This is a genomic window from Streptomyces sp. NPDC005811, from assembly GCF_040630405.1.
Classification (GTDB): domain Bacteria; phylum Actinomycetota; class Actinomycetes; order Streptomycetales; family Streptomycetaceae; genus Streptomyces.
In genome coordinates this window covers 30,910-45,294 of record NZ_JBEXXK010000080.1, presented here as the reverse complement: position 1 = coordinate 45,294, position 14,385 = coordinate 30,910, and the positions used below count along the sequence as shown (strand labels likewise).

The following is a 14,385-nucleotide window of genomic DNA, read 5'->3' as shown; positions in this document are numbered from 1 at the left end:
CAGGCCCTGGGCGGCGCCAAGAACCACATGCTGGTCCTGCCGGACGCCGACCTGGACGCGGCCGCCGACGCCGCCGTGAGCGCGGCCTACGGCTCCGCGGGCGAGCGCTGCATGGCGATCTCGGCCGTCGTCGCGGTCGGCGCGATCGGCGACGAGCTGGTGGAGAAGATCCGCGAGCGCGCCGAGAAGATCAAGATCGGCCCCGGCAACGACCCGACGTCGGAGATGGGCCCGCTGATCACCAAGGTCCACCGCGACAAGGTGGCGTCCTACGTCACCGGTGCCGCGGCCGAGGGCTGCGAGGTCGTCCTGGACGGCTCCGGCTTCACGGTCGAGGGCTTCGAGGACGGCCACTGGATCGGCATCTCCCTCCTCGACAAGGTGCCGACCACGGCGAAGGCGTACCAGGACGAGATCTTCGGCCCGGTGCTGACCGTGCTGCGCGTCGACACCTACGACGAGGGCATCGCGCTCATCAACGCCTCGCCGTTCGGCAACGGCACCGCGATCTTCACCCGGGACGGCGGCGCGGCCCGCCGCTTCCAGCTGGAGGTCGAGGCCGGCATGGTCGGCGTGAACGTCCCGATCCCGGTCCCCGTCGGCTACCACAGCTTCGGCGGCTGGAAGGACTCCCTCTTCGGCGACCACCACATCTACGGCAACGACGGCACGCACTTCTACACCCGCGGCAAGGTCGTCACCACCCGCTGGCCCGACCCGGCGGACGCCCCCTCCGGCGTGGACCTGGGCTTCCCCCGCAACCACTGACGCAGGGATCAGGGGCCGTCCGTATAGCGGACGGCCCCATTTTTTTGTGCCCGGCACCTACGGTTCCCGTACGGCCGAATGAGGCGAATTCCCGCGCGGGCATGCCGTATCCGGGGCCAAAAGCCGTTTTGATCTACGGATTTCGTAGGTGAACGGCTATTGACGCGCTGGTTTTCGTTGGGATTCCATCAGCGCAATCTGCTGCCCCTGGCGATCGGAACCGCGCATGACCGACACGCTCCGCCCCGTCGACACCGTCGTCGACGCGCCCCACGGCCCTCAGAAGCTCAAGCGCTCCATCGGCGTGGTGGGCGGAACCCTGCTGACCCTCTCGTGCGTGACCCCCGCCTCCACCCTCTTCGTGGTCGTCCCGGATCTGTTCGGCTCGCTCGGCACCGCGACCGCCCTCACGATCGCGATCGGCTCGCTGCTCTGTATCGCCGTGGCGTTCTGCTACTCGGAGCTGGGCACCCTCATCCCCAGCGCGGGCGGCGAGTACGCCATGGTGTCGACGCTGGCCGGACGCCTCGCCGGCTGGCTGGTCTTCGTCCTCTCCCTGCTGGTCGTGATGATCGTCCCGCCGGTGATCGCGATGGGCACCGCCGACTACCTCGCCCCGGTCGTCCACCTCGACCCCGCCCTCGCGGGCGCCGGCGTCATGCTGCTCGCCACCCTCGCCGGACTGCTGGACCTGCGCGCCAACGCCTGGATCACCGGCGTCTTCCTGGTCCTGGAGGTCATCGCCGCGGCCGTCGTGGCCGTCCTGGGCTTCGCGCACGGCCACCGCGGCCCCGGCAGCCTGGTCTCGATGCAGGTCGCGGACGCCCACGGCGGCACCGACACCGTCACCGCGATGCTGGTCGTCTCCGGTCTCGCCATCGCCCTCTTCGTCACCCAGGGCTTCTCCACCGCCGTCTACCTCTCCGAGGAGCTGGAGCACCCGCGCCGCAACGTCGCCCGCACCGTCCTCGCCACCCTCGCCATCTCCTCGGTGATCATCCTGGTCCCGGTCGTCGCCATCACCTTCGGCGCCTCGGACCTCGCCCAGCTCACCGGCGGCGACATCAGCTCCATGGTCACCGCCTGGTCGAACTCCGCCGTCGGCACCTTCGTCAGCCTCTGCGTGGCCCTGGCGATCATCAACGCCGGCATCGTGATGGTCATCCAGAACTCCCGCGTCCTGTTCGCCTCCGCCCGCGACCAGGCCTGGCCCGGACCGGTCAACCGTGTCTTCGCCAAGCTCGGCCGCTTCGGCTCCCCCTGGGTCGCCACCCTCGCCGTCGGCGTCCCCGGCGCCGCCCTGTGCTTCGTGAACCTCGACACCCTCTACGGCGTCACCGGCGTCTCCGTGACCGGCATGTACCTGCTCGTCGCGGTCGCCGCCCTGCTCTCCCGCCGCGGCCACCACCGGCACACCCCCGCCTGGCGCATGCCCCTGTGGCCCGCCGTACCGGCCCTGCTGATCGCCGTACTCGCCTACATCCTCACCCAGCAGGAGACGAGCTACCTGCTGTGGACCGGCGGCATCACCGCCGCCGCCACCCTGTACTGGGCCCTCTACCTGCGCCCCCGCCCCGACACCCGCTGGCTGGTCACCCTGCCCGAGGACGCGCAGGCCTGACACCGCCCCGGTACCGCGCCTGGTGTACGTACGAGGGCGCACGTACGCCCCTGGTAGGGCAGGCGGTTCGGCCTCCGGTCGACAACTCCCCGACAGGTTGACCCCGTACGGTTGAAGCATGGATCTTCGACTGCCCGGTCTGCGAGGACCACGGCGGCCACGACGGCTCCTCGCCGCCGCGGCCGCCGTCGTCGTACTCGCCGGTGCCGGTACGTGGACGGCCGTCGCCGACGACGACGACCGGCCCGCGGTGCACCACAGCGATCAGGTGATGTCCGTGGACGGCGTCCGCCTGGACACCTCCTACTTCACCTCCGGCGGCTCCGGCCGCCGCCCCGCCGTCCTCCTCGGGCACGGCTTCGGCGGCACCAAGGACGACGTACGGCAGCAGGCCGAGGACCTCGCCCGCGCCGGATACGCGGTCCTGACCTGGTCCGCGCGCGGCTTCGGCAGGTCGACGGGCAAGATCGGGCTGAACGACCCGAAGGGCGAGGTCGCCGACGTCACCCAGCTGATCGACTGGCTGGCCGATCGGCCCGAGGTGGAGCTGGACAAGAAGGGCGACCCGCGCGTCGGCGTCGCCGGCGCCTCCTACGGCGGCGCGATCGCCCTGCTCGCCGCCGGGTACGACGACCGGGTGGACGCCATCGCCCCCTCGATCACCTACTGGAACCTCGCCGACGCCCTGTTCCCCGACGGCGTGTTCAAGAAGCTGTGGGCCGGCATCTTCGTCAACACCGGCGGCGGCTGCGACAACTTCGAGCCCGCGCTGTGCACGATGTACCAGCGGGTCGCCGAGTCCGGCACCCCCGACGCCGCCGCCCGCGCGCTCCTCGACGCCCGCTCGCCGTCCGCCGTCGCCGACCGCATCAAGGTCCCCACCCTCCTCGTGCAGGGCCAGGCCGACTCCCTCTTCACCCTCGCCCAGGCCGACGCCGCCGAGAAGGCCATCAAGGCCAACGGCGCCCCCGTGGACGTCGACTGGATCGCGGGCGGCCACGACGGCGGCAACCTGGAGAGCAGCCGCGTCCAGGCCCGCGTCACCGCCTGGTTCGACCGCTACCTCAAGGGCGGGAAGAGCGTCGACACCGGCCCCGCCTTCCGCGTCACCCGCACCGGAGGCGTCGACTCCACCGACGGCACGGTCCCGCTGCGCGGCGCGAGCGGCGACAGCTACCCGGGCCTGGCGAACGACCGCAGGTCCATCGCCCTGACCGGCCGCGAGCAGTCCTTCGACAACCCGGCCGGCGCCAGCCCGCCCGCCATCTCCGCCCTGCCCGGCCTCGGCGGCTCCGGCCTCGGCCAGCTCTCCGCGTTCGGCGTCGGCGTCTCCCTCGACTTCCCCGGCCAGTACGCCGCCTTCGACTCCGCGCCCCTCACCGGCGCCCTGCGGATCACCGGCACCCCGACCGCCACCGTCCACGTGAAGTCCACCACCGGCACCGCCGTCCTCTTCGCCAAGGTGTACGACGTCGGCCCCGACGGCAGCCGGCAGCTCCCCTCCCAGCTCGTCGCGCCGATCCGCGTCGAGGGCGCCAAGGCCGGCAAGGACGTCACGATCACCCTCCCGGCGATCGACCACGACATCGAGGAGGGCCACCGGCTGAGCCTGGTCCTCGCCTCCACCGACCTCGGCTACGCCTCCCCGGCCACCCCGGCGACGTACACCGTCTCCCTGAAGGGCGAGCTGCGGGTTCCGACGGCCCCCGCCGTCACGACCGCCGCCGCCCCCCTCCCCTCCTGGGTGTGGTGGCTGCCCCTCGCGGGCGCGGGCGTCGCCCTGCTGCTCCTGCTGACCGGCCGCCGCCGCACCGCCATGCCCGCCCCCGACCCGGAGCTGGCCGAGGTCCCGCTCCGGATCGCCGGCCTGAGCAAGAAGTACGCGGGCGGCGACCGCTACAGCGTCCGTGAGCTCTCCTTCCAGGTGGAGAAGGGCCAGGTGCTGGGCCTCCTCGGCCCCAACGGCGCCGGCAAGACGACCACCCTGCGCATGCTGATGGGCCTCATCGGACCCGACGAGGGCGAGATCCGGGTCTTCGGCCACGCCGTCCGCCCCGGCGCCCCCGTCCTCTCCCGGGTCGGCTCCTTCGTCGAGGGCGCGGGCTTCCTGCCGCACCTCACCGGCCGGGAGAACCTCGACCTGTACTGGAAGGCCACCGGCCGCCCCGCCGAGGACGCCCACCTGGAGGAGGCCCTGGAGATCGCCGGCCTCGGCGACGCCCTGGCCCGCGCCGTACGGACGTACTCCCAGGGCATGCGCCAGCGCCTCGCCATCGCCCAGGCCATGCTGGGCCTGCCCGACCTGCTGATCCTCGACGAACCGACCAACGGACTCGACCCGCCGCAGATCCGCGAGATGCGCGAGGTGATGATCCGGTACGCGGCCGCCGGACGCACGGTGATCGTCTCCAGCCATCTCCTGGCGGAGGTCGAACAGTCCTGCACCCACCTCGTCGTCATGGACCGCGGCCGGCTCGTCCAGGCCGGCCCGGTCGGCGCGATCGTCGGCTCCGGCGACACCCTCCTGGTCGGCACCGCCGCCCCGGTGGAGGAGCCCGTCCTGGAGAAGGTGGCGGCCCTGCCCGGCATCGCCTCCGCGGACCGCACCGACGAGGGCCTGCTCGTACGGCTCGACGCCGACGGCAGCGCCCAGCGCCTGGTCGCCGAACTCGTCCGGCTGGACGTGCCCGTGCAGTCGGTCGGCCCGCACCGCCGCCTGGAGGACGCCTTCCTCACCCTGATCGGAGGTTCCGCATGAGCACGCTCACCGAGGTCGCCTCCGGCTACCAGCCAGGCCGCACCCTGCCGTTGCGCGTCGAACTGGCCCGCCAGCTCAAGCGCCGCCGCACGATCGTCATGGGCGGCATCCTCGCCGCCCTGCCGTTCGTGCTGCTGATCGCGTTCGCCGTCGGCGGCGAACCGGGCGGCCGCAACAACACGGTGACCCTGATGGACACCGCGACCGCCTCCGCCGGCAACTTCGCCGCCGTCAACCTGTTCGTGTCGGCGGGCTTCCTGCTGGTCATCCCGGTCGCCCTGTTCTGCGGGGACACGGTCGCCTCCGAGGCCGGCTGGTCCTCCCTGCGCTATCTGCTCGCCGCCCCCGTGCCGCGGGCCCGGCTGCTGTGGTCCAAGCTCGTCGTCGGCCTCGCGCTCAGCCTGGCCGCGATGATCCTGCTGCCGCTCGTCGCCCTCGCCGTCGGCACCGCCGCCTACGGCTGGGGACCGCTGGAGCTGCCCACCGGCGGCACGCTCGACGCGGTCACCGCGGCGCAGCGCCTGGTGGTCGTCGTGGGATACGTCTTCGTGTCCCAACTCGTCACCGCCGGGCTCGCGTTCTGGCTGTCGACCCGGACCGACGCCGCCCTCGGCGCGGTCGGCGGCGCGGTCGGACTGACCATCATCGGCAACGTCCTGGACGCCGTCACCGCCCTCGGCGACTGGCGGGACTTCCTGCCCGCCCACTGGCAGTTCGCCTGGGCCGACGCCGTCCAGCCCAGCCCCGAGTGGTCCGGCATGCTCCAGGGCACGGCCGTCTCCGTGACCTACGCCCTCGTCCTGTTCGCCCTGGCCTTCCGGGGGTTCGCCCGCAAGGACATCGTGTCGTAGGCCGCGTGCCGTAGACCGATTCGCAACCGGCCCGCAACCTCCCGGGCCGCACGTTCCGGCCCCCTGTCCCGTCACAGTCACAGACATCGACGGACACAGGGGGCACGGACGATGAGAACCCACCGGACACCCGTACTGCTCACCCTCGCCACCGCACTGCTGCTCACCGGCTGCGCCGCCGCCGACTCCTCGGGCAGCAAGGCCTCCGACGGGGCGGCACGGGGCAGCGAGGCCTTCCCCGCACCGAGCGCACCCGCCACCGAGGCGGACGGCGACGAGGCCGCCCGCGACCACCTCTCCACCTTCGCCCTGGACGTCGACACCGCCTCCTACGGCTACGCCCGCCGCACCCTCGCCGACGGCGCGCTGCCCGACCCGTCCACGGTCCGCCCCGAGGAGTTCGTCAACAGCTTCCGCCAGGACTACGACCGCCCCGACGGCAACGGCTTCTCGGTCACCGTGGACGGCGCCCGCACCGGCGACGACGACTGGTCCCTGGTCCGCGTCGGCCTCGCCACCAGGGCCGCCGACGACGAGAGCGACCGCCCGCCCGCCGCCCTCACCTTCGTCGTGGACGTCTCCGGCTCGATGGGCGAACCGGGCCGGCTGGACCTCGCCCGGCACGCCCTGGACACGATGACCGACCGGCTGCGCGACGACGACTCCGTCGCGATCGTCACCTTCAGCGCCGACGCCGAGACCGTCCTGCCGATGACCCGCCTCGGCGACCACCGCGCCCGCGTGCACGACGCGATCGACCGGCTGAAGCCCGACGACTCCACCAACCTCGGCGCCGGTGTCGAGACCGGCTACGACACCGCCGTGGACGGGCTGCGCGAGGGCGCCACCAACCGGGTCGTCCTGGTCTCCGACGCCCTCGCCAACACCGGCGACACCGACGCCGACGCGATCCTGGAACGCATCGGCACCGACCGCCGCGAACACGGCATCACCCTCTTCGGCGTCGGCGTCGGCAGCGACTACGGCGACGCCCTCATGGAACGGCTCGCCGACAAGGGCGACGGCCACACCGTCTACGTCTCCGACGAGGACGAGGCCCGCGAGGTGTTCTGCACCGACCTCCCGCAGAACATCGAGCTGACCGCCCGCGACGCCAAGGCCCAGGTCGACTTCGACCCCGACACGGTCACCGACTTCCGGCTCGTCGGCTACGAGGACCGCGCGGTCGCCGACGACGACTTCCGCGACGACTCGGTCGACGGCGGCGAGGTCGGCCCCGGCCACACCGTCACCGCCCTCTACGCCGTGCGCACCCGGCCCGGCGCCGAGGGCCGCCTCGCCACCGCCACCGTCCACTGGCTCGACCCCGAGACCCGCACCCCGCACGAGAACACCGGCAGCCTGACCGCCGACGCCCTCCACGACGCGCTGTCCACGGCCCCCGCCCGCTTCCAGGTCACGGCGACGGCCGCCTACTTCGCCGACACCCTCCGCCACACCGGGACCCCGCTGCCCGACGCCCCCTCCCTCACCGAACTGTCCGCTCGCGCCCACGCCCTGGCCGACCGCACCGAGGACCAGGACGTACGCCTCCTCGCCCGCGCCATCGACGAGGCCGACCGCATCGGAGGCCCGGACCTGGACCCGGACCTGGACCGCAGGCGTTGAATTTTCCTTACTTGCGGGTAAGTTGGCCCACCGGTACCAGCCACCCACACCCGCCAGCCGCACCACGACACGGGAGCCGTCATGGGCGTACGCAAGGATCTGAAGCGGGCGAAGCGACGCACCGACCTCGCCTCCCGCACCCGTGTCGAGGTGACCCGGGACGCCTCCGGTGCCGTACGCGAGGCACGCACCGCGCCCCTGGTGGAGCCGCCCACCACGGGCAGCATCGCCGACCTGCCGTTCACCAACGCGGCCGAGGACCCCGGCGCGGTGGTGCTGCGCCGCAGGCACGGCGACGACTGGCGGCCGGTGGCCGCCATCGTCTTCGCCGCCGAGGTCACCGATGTGGCGAAGGGCCTGATCGCCCAGGGCCTCGAACCGGGCGGCCGGGTCGCGATCATGTCCCGCACCCGCTACGAGTGGACCCTCGTGGACTTCGCCGTCTGGGCGGCCGGCGGAGTGACCGTGCCGGTCTACGCCACCTCCTCCGCCGACCAGGTCGACTGGATCGTCCGCGACTCCGGCGCCACGCTCGTCGTCGTGGAGAACGCCGAGAACGCGGCGACGGCCACCACCGGCACGGCCCACCACCCCCGGCCCCCGCGGATCCTCGCACTCGACGCGGACGCCGTCGGCACCCTCACCGCCCTCGGCCGGGACCTCCCCGACGAGGAGGTCACCAAGCGCCGCGCCGCCCTCACCCCCGACACCACCGCCACCCTCTGCTACACCTCCGGCACCACCGGCCGCCCCAAGGGCTGTGTCCTCACCCACGCCAATCTGCACGCCGAGGCGGCCAACCTCCTGGAACTGCTCCACCCGATCTTCAAGGAGGTCACCGGAGAGACCGCCTCCACCCTCCTGTTCCTGCCCCTCGCCCACATCATGGGCCGCACGCTCCAGATCGCCTGCCTGATGGCCCGGATCGAGACCGGTCACTTCCCGAGCGTCAAGCCCGACGAACTGCGGCCCGCGCTCAAGGAGTTCCGGCCCACCTTCCTGGTCGGCGTGCCCTATCTCTTCGAGCGCATCCACGACACCGGCCGCGCCACCGCCGAGAAGATCGGCCGCGGCGCCTCCTTCGACCGCGCCGAACGCATCGCCGTGCGCTTCGCGGAGGCGTACCTGCGGAAGTTCCTCGACGGCGGCAGGGGCCCCGGCCCCGGCCTCTACGCCGCCTGGGCCCTGTACGACCTGCTGGTCTACCGCCGGATCCGCAGCGAGCTCGGCGGCCGGATGCGGTACGCCATCAGCGGCGGCTCCCCGCTGGACCGCACCCTGAGCCTGTTCTTCTACGCCGCCGGCATCGTCGTCTACGAGGGCTACGGCCTCACCGAGACCACCGCCGCCGCCACCCTCGTCCCCCCGCTCGGACCCCGGCCCGGCACGGTCGGCCGGCCCGTCCCCGGCACCGCCGTTCGCATCGCCGACGACGGAGAGATCCTGATCAGGGGCGGGGTCGTCTTCCCCGCCTACTGGAACAACCCGGCCGCCACCGCCGAGGTCCTCAGCGACGGCTGGTTCGCCACCGGCGATCTCGGCGCCCTCGACGAGGACGGCTACCTCACCATCACCGGCCGCAAGAAGGACCTGCTGGTCACCTCGGGCGGCAAGAACGTCTCCCCGGCCGTCCTGGAGGACCGGCTGCGCAGCCGCACCCCGGTCGGCCAGTGTCTGGTCGTCGGCGACAACCGCGCCTTCGTCGGCGCCCTGATCACCCTCGACCCCGACGCGGTCGCCCACTGGCTGTCGGTCCGCAAGCTGCCCACCGGCACCCCGCTCGCCGAACTCGCCCGCGACCCCCGGATGCGCGCCGAGGTCCAACGGGCCGTCGACTACGCCAACGAGGCGGTCTCCCGCGCCGAGTCGATCCGCGCCTTCACCCTGGTCGAGGGCGAGTTCAGCGAGGCCAACGGCCTGCTCACCCCGTCCCTGAAGGTGAAACGGCACGCGGTGACGGAGAAGTACGCGCGGGAGATAGAGGACCTGTACCGCAGGTGAGGCACGCGAACGGCGGGCCACCGGAGAACCGGTGACCCGCCGCGGCGGTACGTCGGACTGCTGAGCGTCAGCCGTTCTGGACGCCGTTGCCCGAGAGGGCCGAGATGTCGTCCAGGATGTGCGACAGCGGCTCGTCGCCCTTGGCCTGGGTGCTGTTCTCGACGCACTGCTGGTTCTGCGGGGCGGACAGGATCGGGATGTCCTGGAGCGCGACGCCGGCGGCGCCGATGCCACCCACGTTGAGCTTGGCCGGCAGGCCGATGCAGGGCTTGTTCAGCGAACCCTGGACCAGCGAGAGCTGCGGGCTCATGTCGCCGAACGTGGCCGAGTTGCCGAACTCCTGCGAGGCACCGTTGCCGCTGGCGGAGGTGGTGCCGCTGTCGTCGCCGATGGCCAGGGCCTGCGGCGCCGAGGCGACCGCGATACCGGCCAGGGACGCGGCGACGGCCGCGGTTGCCCACAGCTTCTTCATGTTCTTTCCCTTTCGCAAAGCGGACTCCGGGGGAGGAGCTGCATGATCGTCAACGCGCGGACCCTGGGGAATGTTGCGCAGTTTGCCCCGATTGGAGTAGCGCATTGGGCGGGCAGAGGCGTGCGCCCCTCGCTCCCGCACCGAAACAGCGGGTCGCCGATGCTCGGTGACCCGCTGTCGTGGTGGAACGTCAGTGGTTGCCCGCACCGTTGCCGGCGAGCAGCGAGATGTCGTCCAGGATGTGCGACAGCGGCTCGTCGCCCTTGGCCTGGGTGGAGTTCTCGACGCACTGCTGGTTCTGCGGGGCGGACAGGATCGGGATGTCCTGGAGCGCGACGCCGGCGGCGCCGATGCCGCCCAGGTTGAGCTTGGCCGGCAGGCCGATGCAGGGCTTGTTCAGGGAACCCTGGATGAGGGCCATCTGCGGGCTCATGTTGCCGAAGGTGGCCGAGTTGCCGAACGACTGGCTGGCGCCGTTGCCGCTGGCGGAGGTCGTGCCACTGTCGTTGCCGATGGCGAACGCCGGAGCTGCGGCAGCGGCGCCGGCGCCGATGACGGAAGCGGCGACCGCGGCGGTGGCCAGTACCTTCTTGATCACTTGCTAGTCCCTTCTGGAGAAACCCCGGCCATCGGAGCGATCTGATCAACCGCCCCCGCCGTGTTTGGTTGCTGCTGTTCACTCCGACGGCCTATTTCTCTGAGGAATGCCGGGAGGGCTGAACTCCTATTGAGTGAAGCGCCGCAACCATTTCCCGCAGCCTGGGTTGAGTCGGGCGCAGACACATGGTCCCGGCGTCGGAGCCGGGGCCCGGAAAGGAAAAGCGAAATGCTGAAGAAGGCAATGGCCGTGGCGGCGGTCGCCGCTTCCGTCGTGGGTGTGTCGGCGGCGGTCGCGCCTCAGGCGCTTGCCATCGGCGACGACGCCGGCACCACCTCCGCCAGCGGCAACGGCGCGCGCGAGGCGTTCGGCAACTCCGTGACCAAGGGCGACATGAGCCCCCAGGCCACGCTGGTCCAGAGCTCCTTGAACAAGCTCTGCATCGGCCTGCCGGCCAAGCTCAACGCGGGCGGGATCGGCCTCGCCGGCATCGCGACCCAGGACATCCCGGTCCTCTCCGCCGCGCAGAACCAGCAGTGCGCCGAGAACTCCACCCAGGCCAAGGGTGACGAGCCGGCGTCGCACATCCTGGACGACATCTCCGCGCTCTCGGGCAACGGCGTGCAGAACGGCTGACGGCCGGCACCACCCGTCCCGGACGGCCCGCGCCTCGGTGCGGGCCGTCCGGCTTTTTATATGAAGACATTCGAGTGAATAGCACGATCATATGTGTTCGCGGCTTTCCCTTGCCGTCAATCACTCGTGTGCAGCCTGTCGGTTCCGACCGTCAACGAGGCATGGCCGCAGAGAAGGGAAATTTCATGAAGAAGAGTGCCGCTGTCGTCGCGGGCCTGGTGCTGGCCCTGGGCGCCGCCACTCCCGCGTTCGCCGACAACGAGACCACCGGTGTCGCCGTCAACTCCCCGGGCTTCCTGTCCGGGAACGTGGTCCAGATCCCGATCGACGTGAACGCCAACGTGTGCGGCAACACGCTCAACGTGATCGGGCTGGTGAACCCGGCCATCGGCAACCACTGCAGCAACGGCTGACGCCACGCCACCCCAGCCCTCCGGCTGGGCCGAGGCCGGTCCCGGGACAGCTTCCACGCGTTCCGGGGCCGGCCTTCCCACTTCTTCGAGCAGGAAGACAACGAGAGTGCGACAGACCCTGAGAAAGGGGATGGTCGCGGCCGCCGCCGCGACGAGCATCCTGTACCTGTGCGGAGGCACCGCCGTCGCGGACACGCACGAGGACGGTACGGCCACGAGTGCGCCGGGCGTGGTGGCGAGCAGCCCCGACGCGCCCGAGGCGGCCGTGCCCACGAGCCACACCCACGAGACGTCGACGTCCGGCAACCAGGACTCCGCCCACCGGGGCTACGGCGACGAGGACTCCGACCACGGCAGCTCCGAGAAGCCGGACCACGGCGGCCACGAGAAGCCGGGTTATGAGAAGCCGGGCCATGAGAAGCCTGGTCACGAGAAGCCTGGTCACGAGAAGCCGGGTTACGAGAAGCCGGGCTATGAGAAGCCTGGCCACGACAAGCCGAGCTACGACAAGCCGAGCTACGAGAAGCCGGGGCATGACAAGCCTGGCTACGAGGAGCCCGGTTACGGCGGGAACGAGAGCCCGAGCCACGGTGGCTACGAGAAGCCGGGCCATGAGAAGCCGGGCCACGGGAAGCCGGGTCACGAGAAGCCCGGTCACGAGAAGCCCGGCTACGGCGATCACGAAAGCCCCAGCCACGGTGGCTCCGAGAAGCCGGGCCATGAGAAGCCCGGTCACGGCAAGCCCAGCCATGAGAAGCCGGGCCACGAGAAGCCCGGTCACGGCAAGCCCACCCATGACAAGCCCGGCCATGAGAAGCCCGGCCACGGTGACCACGGCAAGCCCGGTCACGGCAAGCCCAGCCATGAGAAGCCGGGCCACGAGAAGCCCGGTCACGGCAAGCCCACCCATGACAAGCCCGGCCACGAGAAGCCCGGCCACGGTGACCACGGCAAGCCCGGTCACGGCAAGCCCAGTCATGACTCCGGCTACGGCGACCACGGCAACGGCGGCTCCGGCTACGGGCAGGGGCACGACGACTCCAGCCACGGCTCGCACCCCCCGCACACGAAGCCCCCGCACACCAAGCCCCCGCACACCACCCCACCCCCCACCAAGCCCCCGCACACCACCCCGCCGGAGCACGCCTACCCGCCCCACAAGCCGCCGGAGCTGTCCCACACCGGCAGTGAGGCGATGCTGGCGGCCACGGGGGTCAGCGCCGCGCTGATCGCCGGCGGTGCCGTCCTGTACCGGCGAGGCCGGACCGCCTCCCGCCGGTGACCGCGCCGGGTGCCGGACGCCCGCGCGCCCGGCACCCGCGCCGCACGGATCCCGTACGGCCCGTCAGCGGCTGCCCGCCTTCTCGTCGTCCGTCTGTTCCGCCGAGGGCAGCGTCGAGGGCGTGGGCACCCGGCCGAGCAGGCCGGGGCGGGCACCCGGCGGACCGGAGCGGGGGAGGCGGTCCCGCAGGCGCCGGGTGACATGGGCGCACCACAGCCGCCGCATCGCCCGTCCGGGGGCGGGGTCGTCCCCGGCGTACCAGGCCAGTTCACGGCCCTGCGGGGCCGGCCGCAGCGCGGCGAGCGGCGCATAGTTCTCGACCACGAAGGTCCGCCCCGGCAACGGCTTCCCGGCCGGCAGCGGACGGTGGGTCAGATCCAGATGCTGGGCGCGTACGACGTCCAGTCCGGCCGCGTCGGCGAAGAGCCGGAACTGCGCGCCGGGACGGGGGTTGAAGTCGAGCAGGTGATAGGCACCGGTCCGGCCGCACCGGCGGAAGTCCAGGTCGAGGACGCCCCGGTAGCCGAGCGTGTCGACGAGCCGTTCGGCGAGCGTGCCGACCTGCGGGTTCTCGGTCCACTCACCCACCGCCGTCAGTCCGGCCCCGCGCGGCCAGGCGCACAGCTTTCGCCCCGTCCCGCCGCCGTGCAGCGCGCCGCGGCGGTCGGCGTACCCGTGGAAGAACCAGTCCCGGTTCGGGCCCGGCGGCAGGAAGGCCTGGAGCAGCAGCCGGCTGCCGGCCTCCTCGGTGCGCAGATACAGCCGGCGCGCGTCCTGGGCGGAGCGCACCACGACCGTGCTGCGCAGTCCGCTGCCGGCCGGCAGCAGCCAGGGCCGGCTCCATTTCGCCACCAGCGGCAGCCCGAGGCGCCCTGCGGCCCGGACGGCCTGCTCGGCGCTGTCGGGGACGGCCGTCTCGGGGTGCGGTACGTCGGCCGTGGCGCACAGCGCGGCCAACTCGGCCTTGTCCGCGACCTGTTCGGGTAGCGCGCCGGGCTGCTGCGGCAGCAGGCAGGCGGACGCCAGTTCCTCGCGCAGCCGGGCCACGGCGACCGCGCCCGCGTCGTCCATGGGGATCAGTACGGCGGGCCGTTCGATGCGGGCGGCCACGCGCAGCAGGGTGGCGGCGATGTCGGCGGGCGCGGCGCCGGGCGGCGGCGGGGGATGCAGCTGGCGTACGAAACGGGATCGGCCCAGGGGGCTTCCCGTCGCGTCGGCGACCACGTGCACCTCGACCCCGGCCCGGCCGAGCGAGCGTACGGCGCCGAGGGTTCCGTGGTGGAAGGGGTTCCGGTCGATCCGCAGCAGTACGGCGGGGACGCGGGTGTCGAGCAGCGACACGGGCATTGCGCTCCT

At 72.2% G+C, this 14,385-nt stretch carries 12 protein-coding genes; 9 read left to right on the top strand and 3 right to left on the bottom strand.

Features of this window, described 5'->3' with window-relative positions:
- The 6 genes from ABZ490_RS48025 to ABZ490_RS48000 form a co-directional block, all read left to right on the top strand.
- Window positions 1-768: aldehyde dehydrogenase family protein (locus ABZ490_RS48025; protein ID WP_359005863.1), on the top strand; the 768-nt coding region annotated here is incomplete at its 5' end.
- A 226-nt stretch (window positions 769-994) separates the two neighbouring features.
- Complete coding sequence (locus tag ABZ490_RS48020) at window positions 995-2,389, top strand: APC family permease (RefSeq protein ID WP_359005860.1); 1,395 nt, start codon at window positions 995-997, stop codon at window positions 2,387-2,389.
- Between the two features lie 118 nt (window positions 2,390-2,507).
- Complete coding sequence (locus ABZ490_RS48015; RefSeq protein ID WP_359005857.1) at window positions 2,508-5,147, top strand: alpha/beta fold hydrolase; 2,640 nt, start codon at window positions 2,508-2,510, stop codon at window positions 5,145-5,147.
- The gene (locus tag ABZ490_RS48010) at window positions 5,144-5,998 is read left to right on the top strand and encodes an ABC transporter permease (RefSeq protein WP_359005854.1); all 855 of its coding nucleotides are present in this window, start codon (window positions 5,144-5,146) and stop codon (window positions 5,996-5,998) included. The genes ABZ490_RS48015 and ABZ490_RS48010 overlap by 4 nt, the downstream gene beginning before the upstream one ends.
- Window positions 5,999-6,109: 111 nt before the next feature.
- A complete protein-coding gene (locus tag ABZ490_RS48005) occupies window positions 6,110-7,627 on the top strand; it encodes a von Willebrand factor type A domain-containing protein (protein ID WP_359005851.1) in 1,518 nt (505 codons plus the stop codon).
- An 81-nt stretch (window positions 7,628-7,708) separates the two neighbouring features.
- The gene (locus ABZ490_RS48000) at window positions 7,709-9,628 is read left to right on the top strand and encodes an AMP-binding protein (protein ID WP_359005848.1); all 1,920 of its coding nucleotides are present in this window, start codon (window positions 7,709-7,711) and stop codon (window positions 9,626-9,628) included.
- Between the two features lie 67 nt (window positions 9,629-9,695).
- On the opposite strand, the gene ABZ490_RS47995 is transcribed toward ABZ490_RS48000, so the two are convergent.
- Both ABZ490_RS47995 and ABZ490_RS47990 read right to left on the bottom strand, forming a co-directional pair.
- A complete protein-coding gene (locus ABZ490_RS47995) occupies window positions 9,696-10,100 on the bottom strand; it encodes a rodlin (protein WP_359005845.1) in 405 nt (134 codons plus the stop codon).
- A 190-nt stretch (window positions 10,101-10,290) separates the two neighbouring features.
- Window positions 10,291-10,698: a rodlin gene (locus ABZ490_RS47990; RefSeq protein WP_359005842.1), complete on the bottom strand. Its 408-nt coding sequence runs from the start codon at window positions 10,696-10,698 to the stop codon at window positions 10,291-10,293.
- A 228-nt stretch (window positions 10,699-10,926) separates the two neighbouring features.
- On the opposite strand from ABZ490_RS47990, the gene ABZ490_RS47985 reads away from it, so the two are divergent.
- The 3 genes from ABZ490_RS47985 (at window position 10,927) to ABZ490_RS47975 (ending at window position 13,029) form a co-directional block, all read left to right on the top strand.
- Window positions 10,927-11,334, top strand: a complete 408-nt coding sequence (locus ABZ490_RS47985) for a rodlin (RefSeq protein WP_359005839.1) — start codon at window positions 10,927-10,929, stop codon at window positions 11,332-11,334.
- Window positions 11,335-11,519: 185 nt separating this feature from the next.
- Window positions 11,520-11,747 (top strand): chaplin, encoded by a 228-nt coding sequence (locus ABZ490_RS47980; RefSeq protein ID WP_359005836.1) that lies wholly within the window; start codon window positions 11,520-11,522, stop codon window positions 11,745-11,747.
- Window positions 11,748-11,853: 106 nt separating this feature from the next.
- On the top strand, window positions 11,854-13,029 hold the full coding sequence (locus ABZ490_RS47975; RefSeq protein ID WP_359005833.1) for a hypothetical protein: 1,176 nt from the start codon (window positions 11,854-11,856) through the stop codon (window positions 13,027-13,029).
- A 63-nt stretch (window positions 13,030-13,092) separates the two neighbouring features.
- Here ABZ490_RS47975 and ABZ490_RS47970 read toward each other — a convergent pair whose 3' ends face one another.
- On the bottom strand, window positions 13,093-14,376 hold the full coding sequence (locus ABZ490_RS47970; RefSeq protein WP_359005830.1) for an ATP-grasp domain-containing protein: 1,284 nt from the start codon (window positions 14,374-14,376) through the stop codon (window positions 13,093-13,095).
- Window positions 14,377-14,385 lie beyond the last annotated feature (9 nt).

What these genes read in the sequence shown, in the direction of transcription:
- ABZ490_RS48000 (WP_359005848.1), top strand. Translation starts at nt 7,709, where the DNA reads ATGGGCGTACGCAAGGATCTGAAGCGGGCGAAGCGACGCACCGACCTC.
- ABZ490_RS47995 (WP_359005845.1), bottom strand. Translation starts at nt 10,100, where the DNA reads ATGAAGAAGCTGTGGGCAACCGCGGCCGTCGCCGCGTCCCTGGCCGGT.
- ABZ490_RS48020 (WP_359005860.1), top strand. Translation starts at nt 995, where the DNA reads ATGACCGACACGCTCCGCCCCGTCGACACCGTCGTCGACGCGCCCCAC.
- ABZ490_RS48005 (WP_359005851.1), top strand. Translation starts at nt 6,110, where the DNA reads ATGAGAACCCACCGGACACCCGTACTGCTCACCCTCGCCACCGCACTG.
- ABZ490_RS48015 (WP_359005857.1), top strand. Translation starts at nt 2,508, where the DNA reads ATGGATCTTCGACTGCCCGGTCTGCGAGGACCACGGCGGCCACGACGG.
- ABZ490_RS48010 (WP_359005854.1), top strand. Translation starts at nt 5,144, where the DNA reads ATGAGCACGCTCACCGAGGTCGCCTCCGGCTACCAGCCAGGCCGCACC.
- ABZ490_RS47985 (WP_359005839.1), top strand. Translation starts at nt 10,927, where the DNA reads ATGCTGAAGAAGGCAATGGCCGTGGCGGCGGTCGCCGCTTCCGTCGTG.
- ABZ490_RS47970 (WP_359005830.1), bottom strand. Translation starts at nt 14,376, where the DNA reads ATGCCCGTGTCGCTGCTCGACACCCGCGTCCCCGCCGTACTGCTGCGG.
- ABZ490_RS47980 (WP_359005836.1), top strand. Translation starts at nt 11,520, where the DNA reads ATGAAGAAGAGTGCCGCTGTCGTCGCGGGCCTGGTGCTGGCCCTGGGC.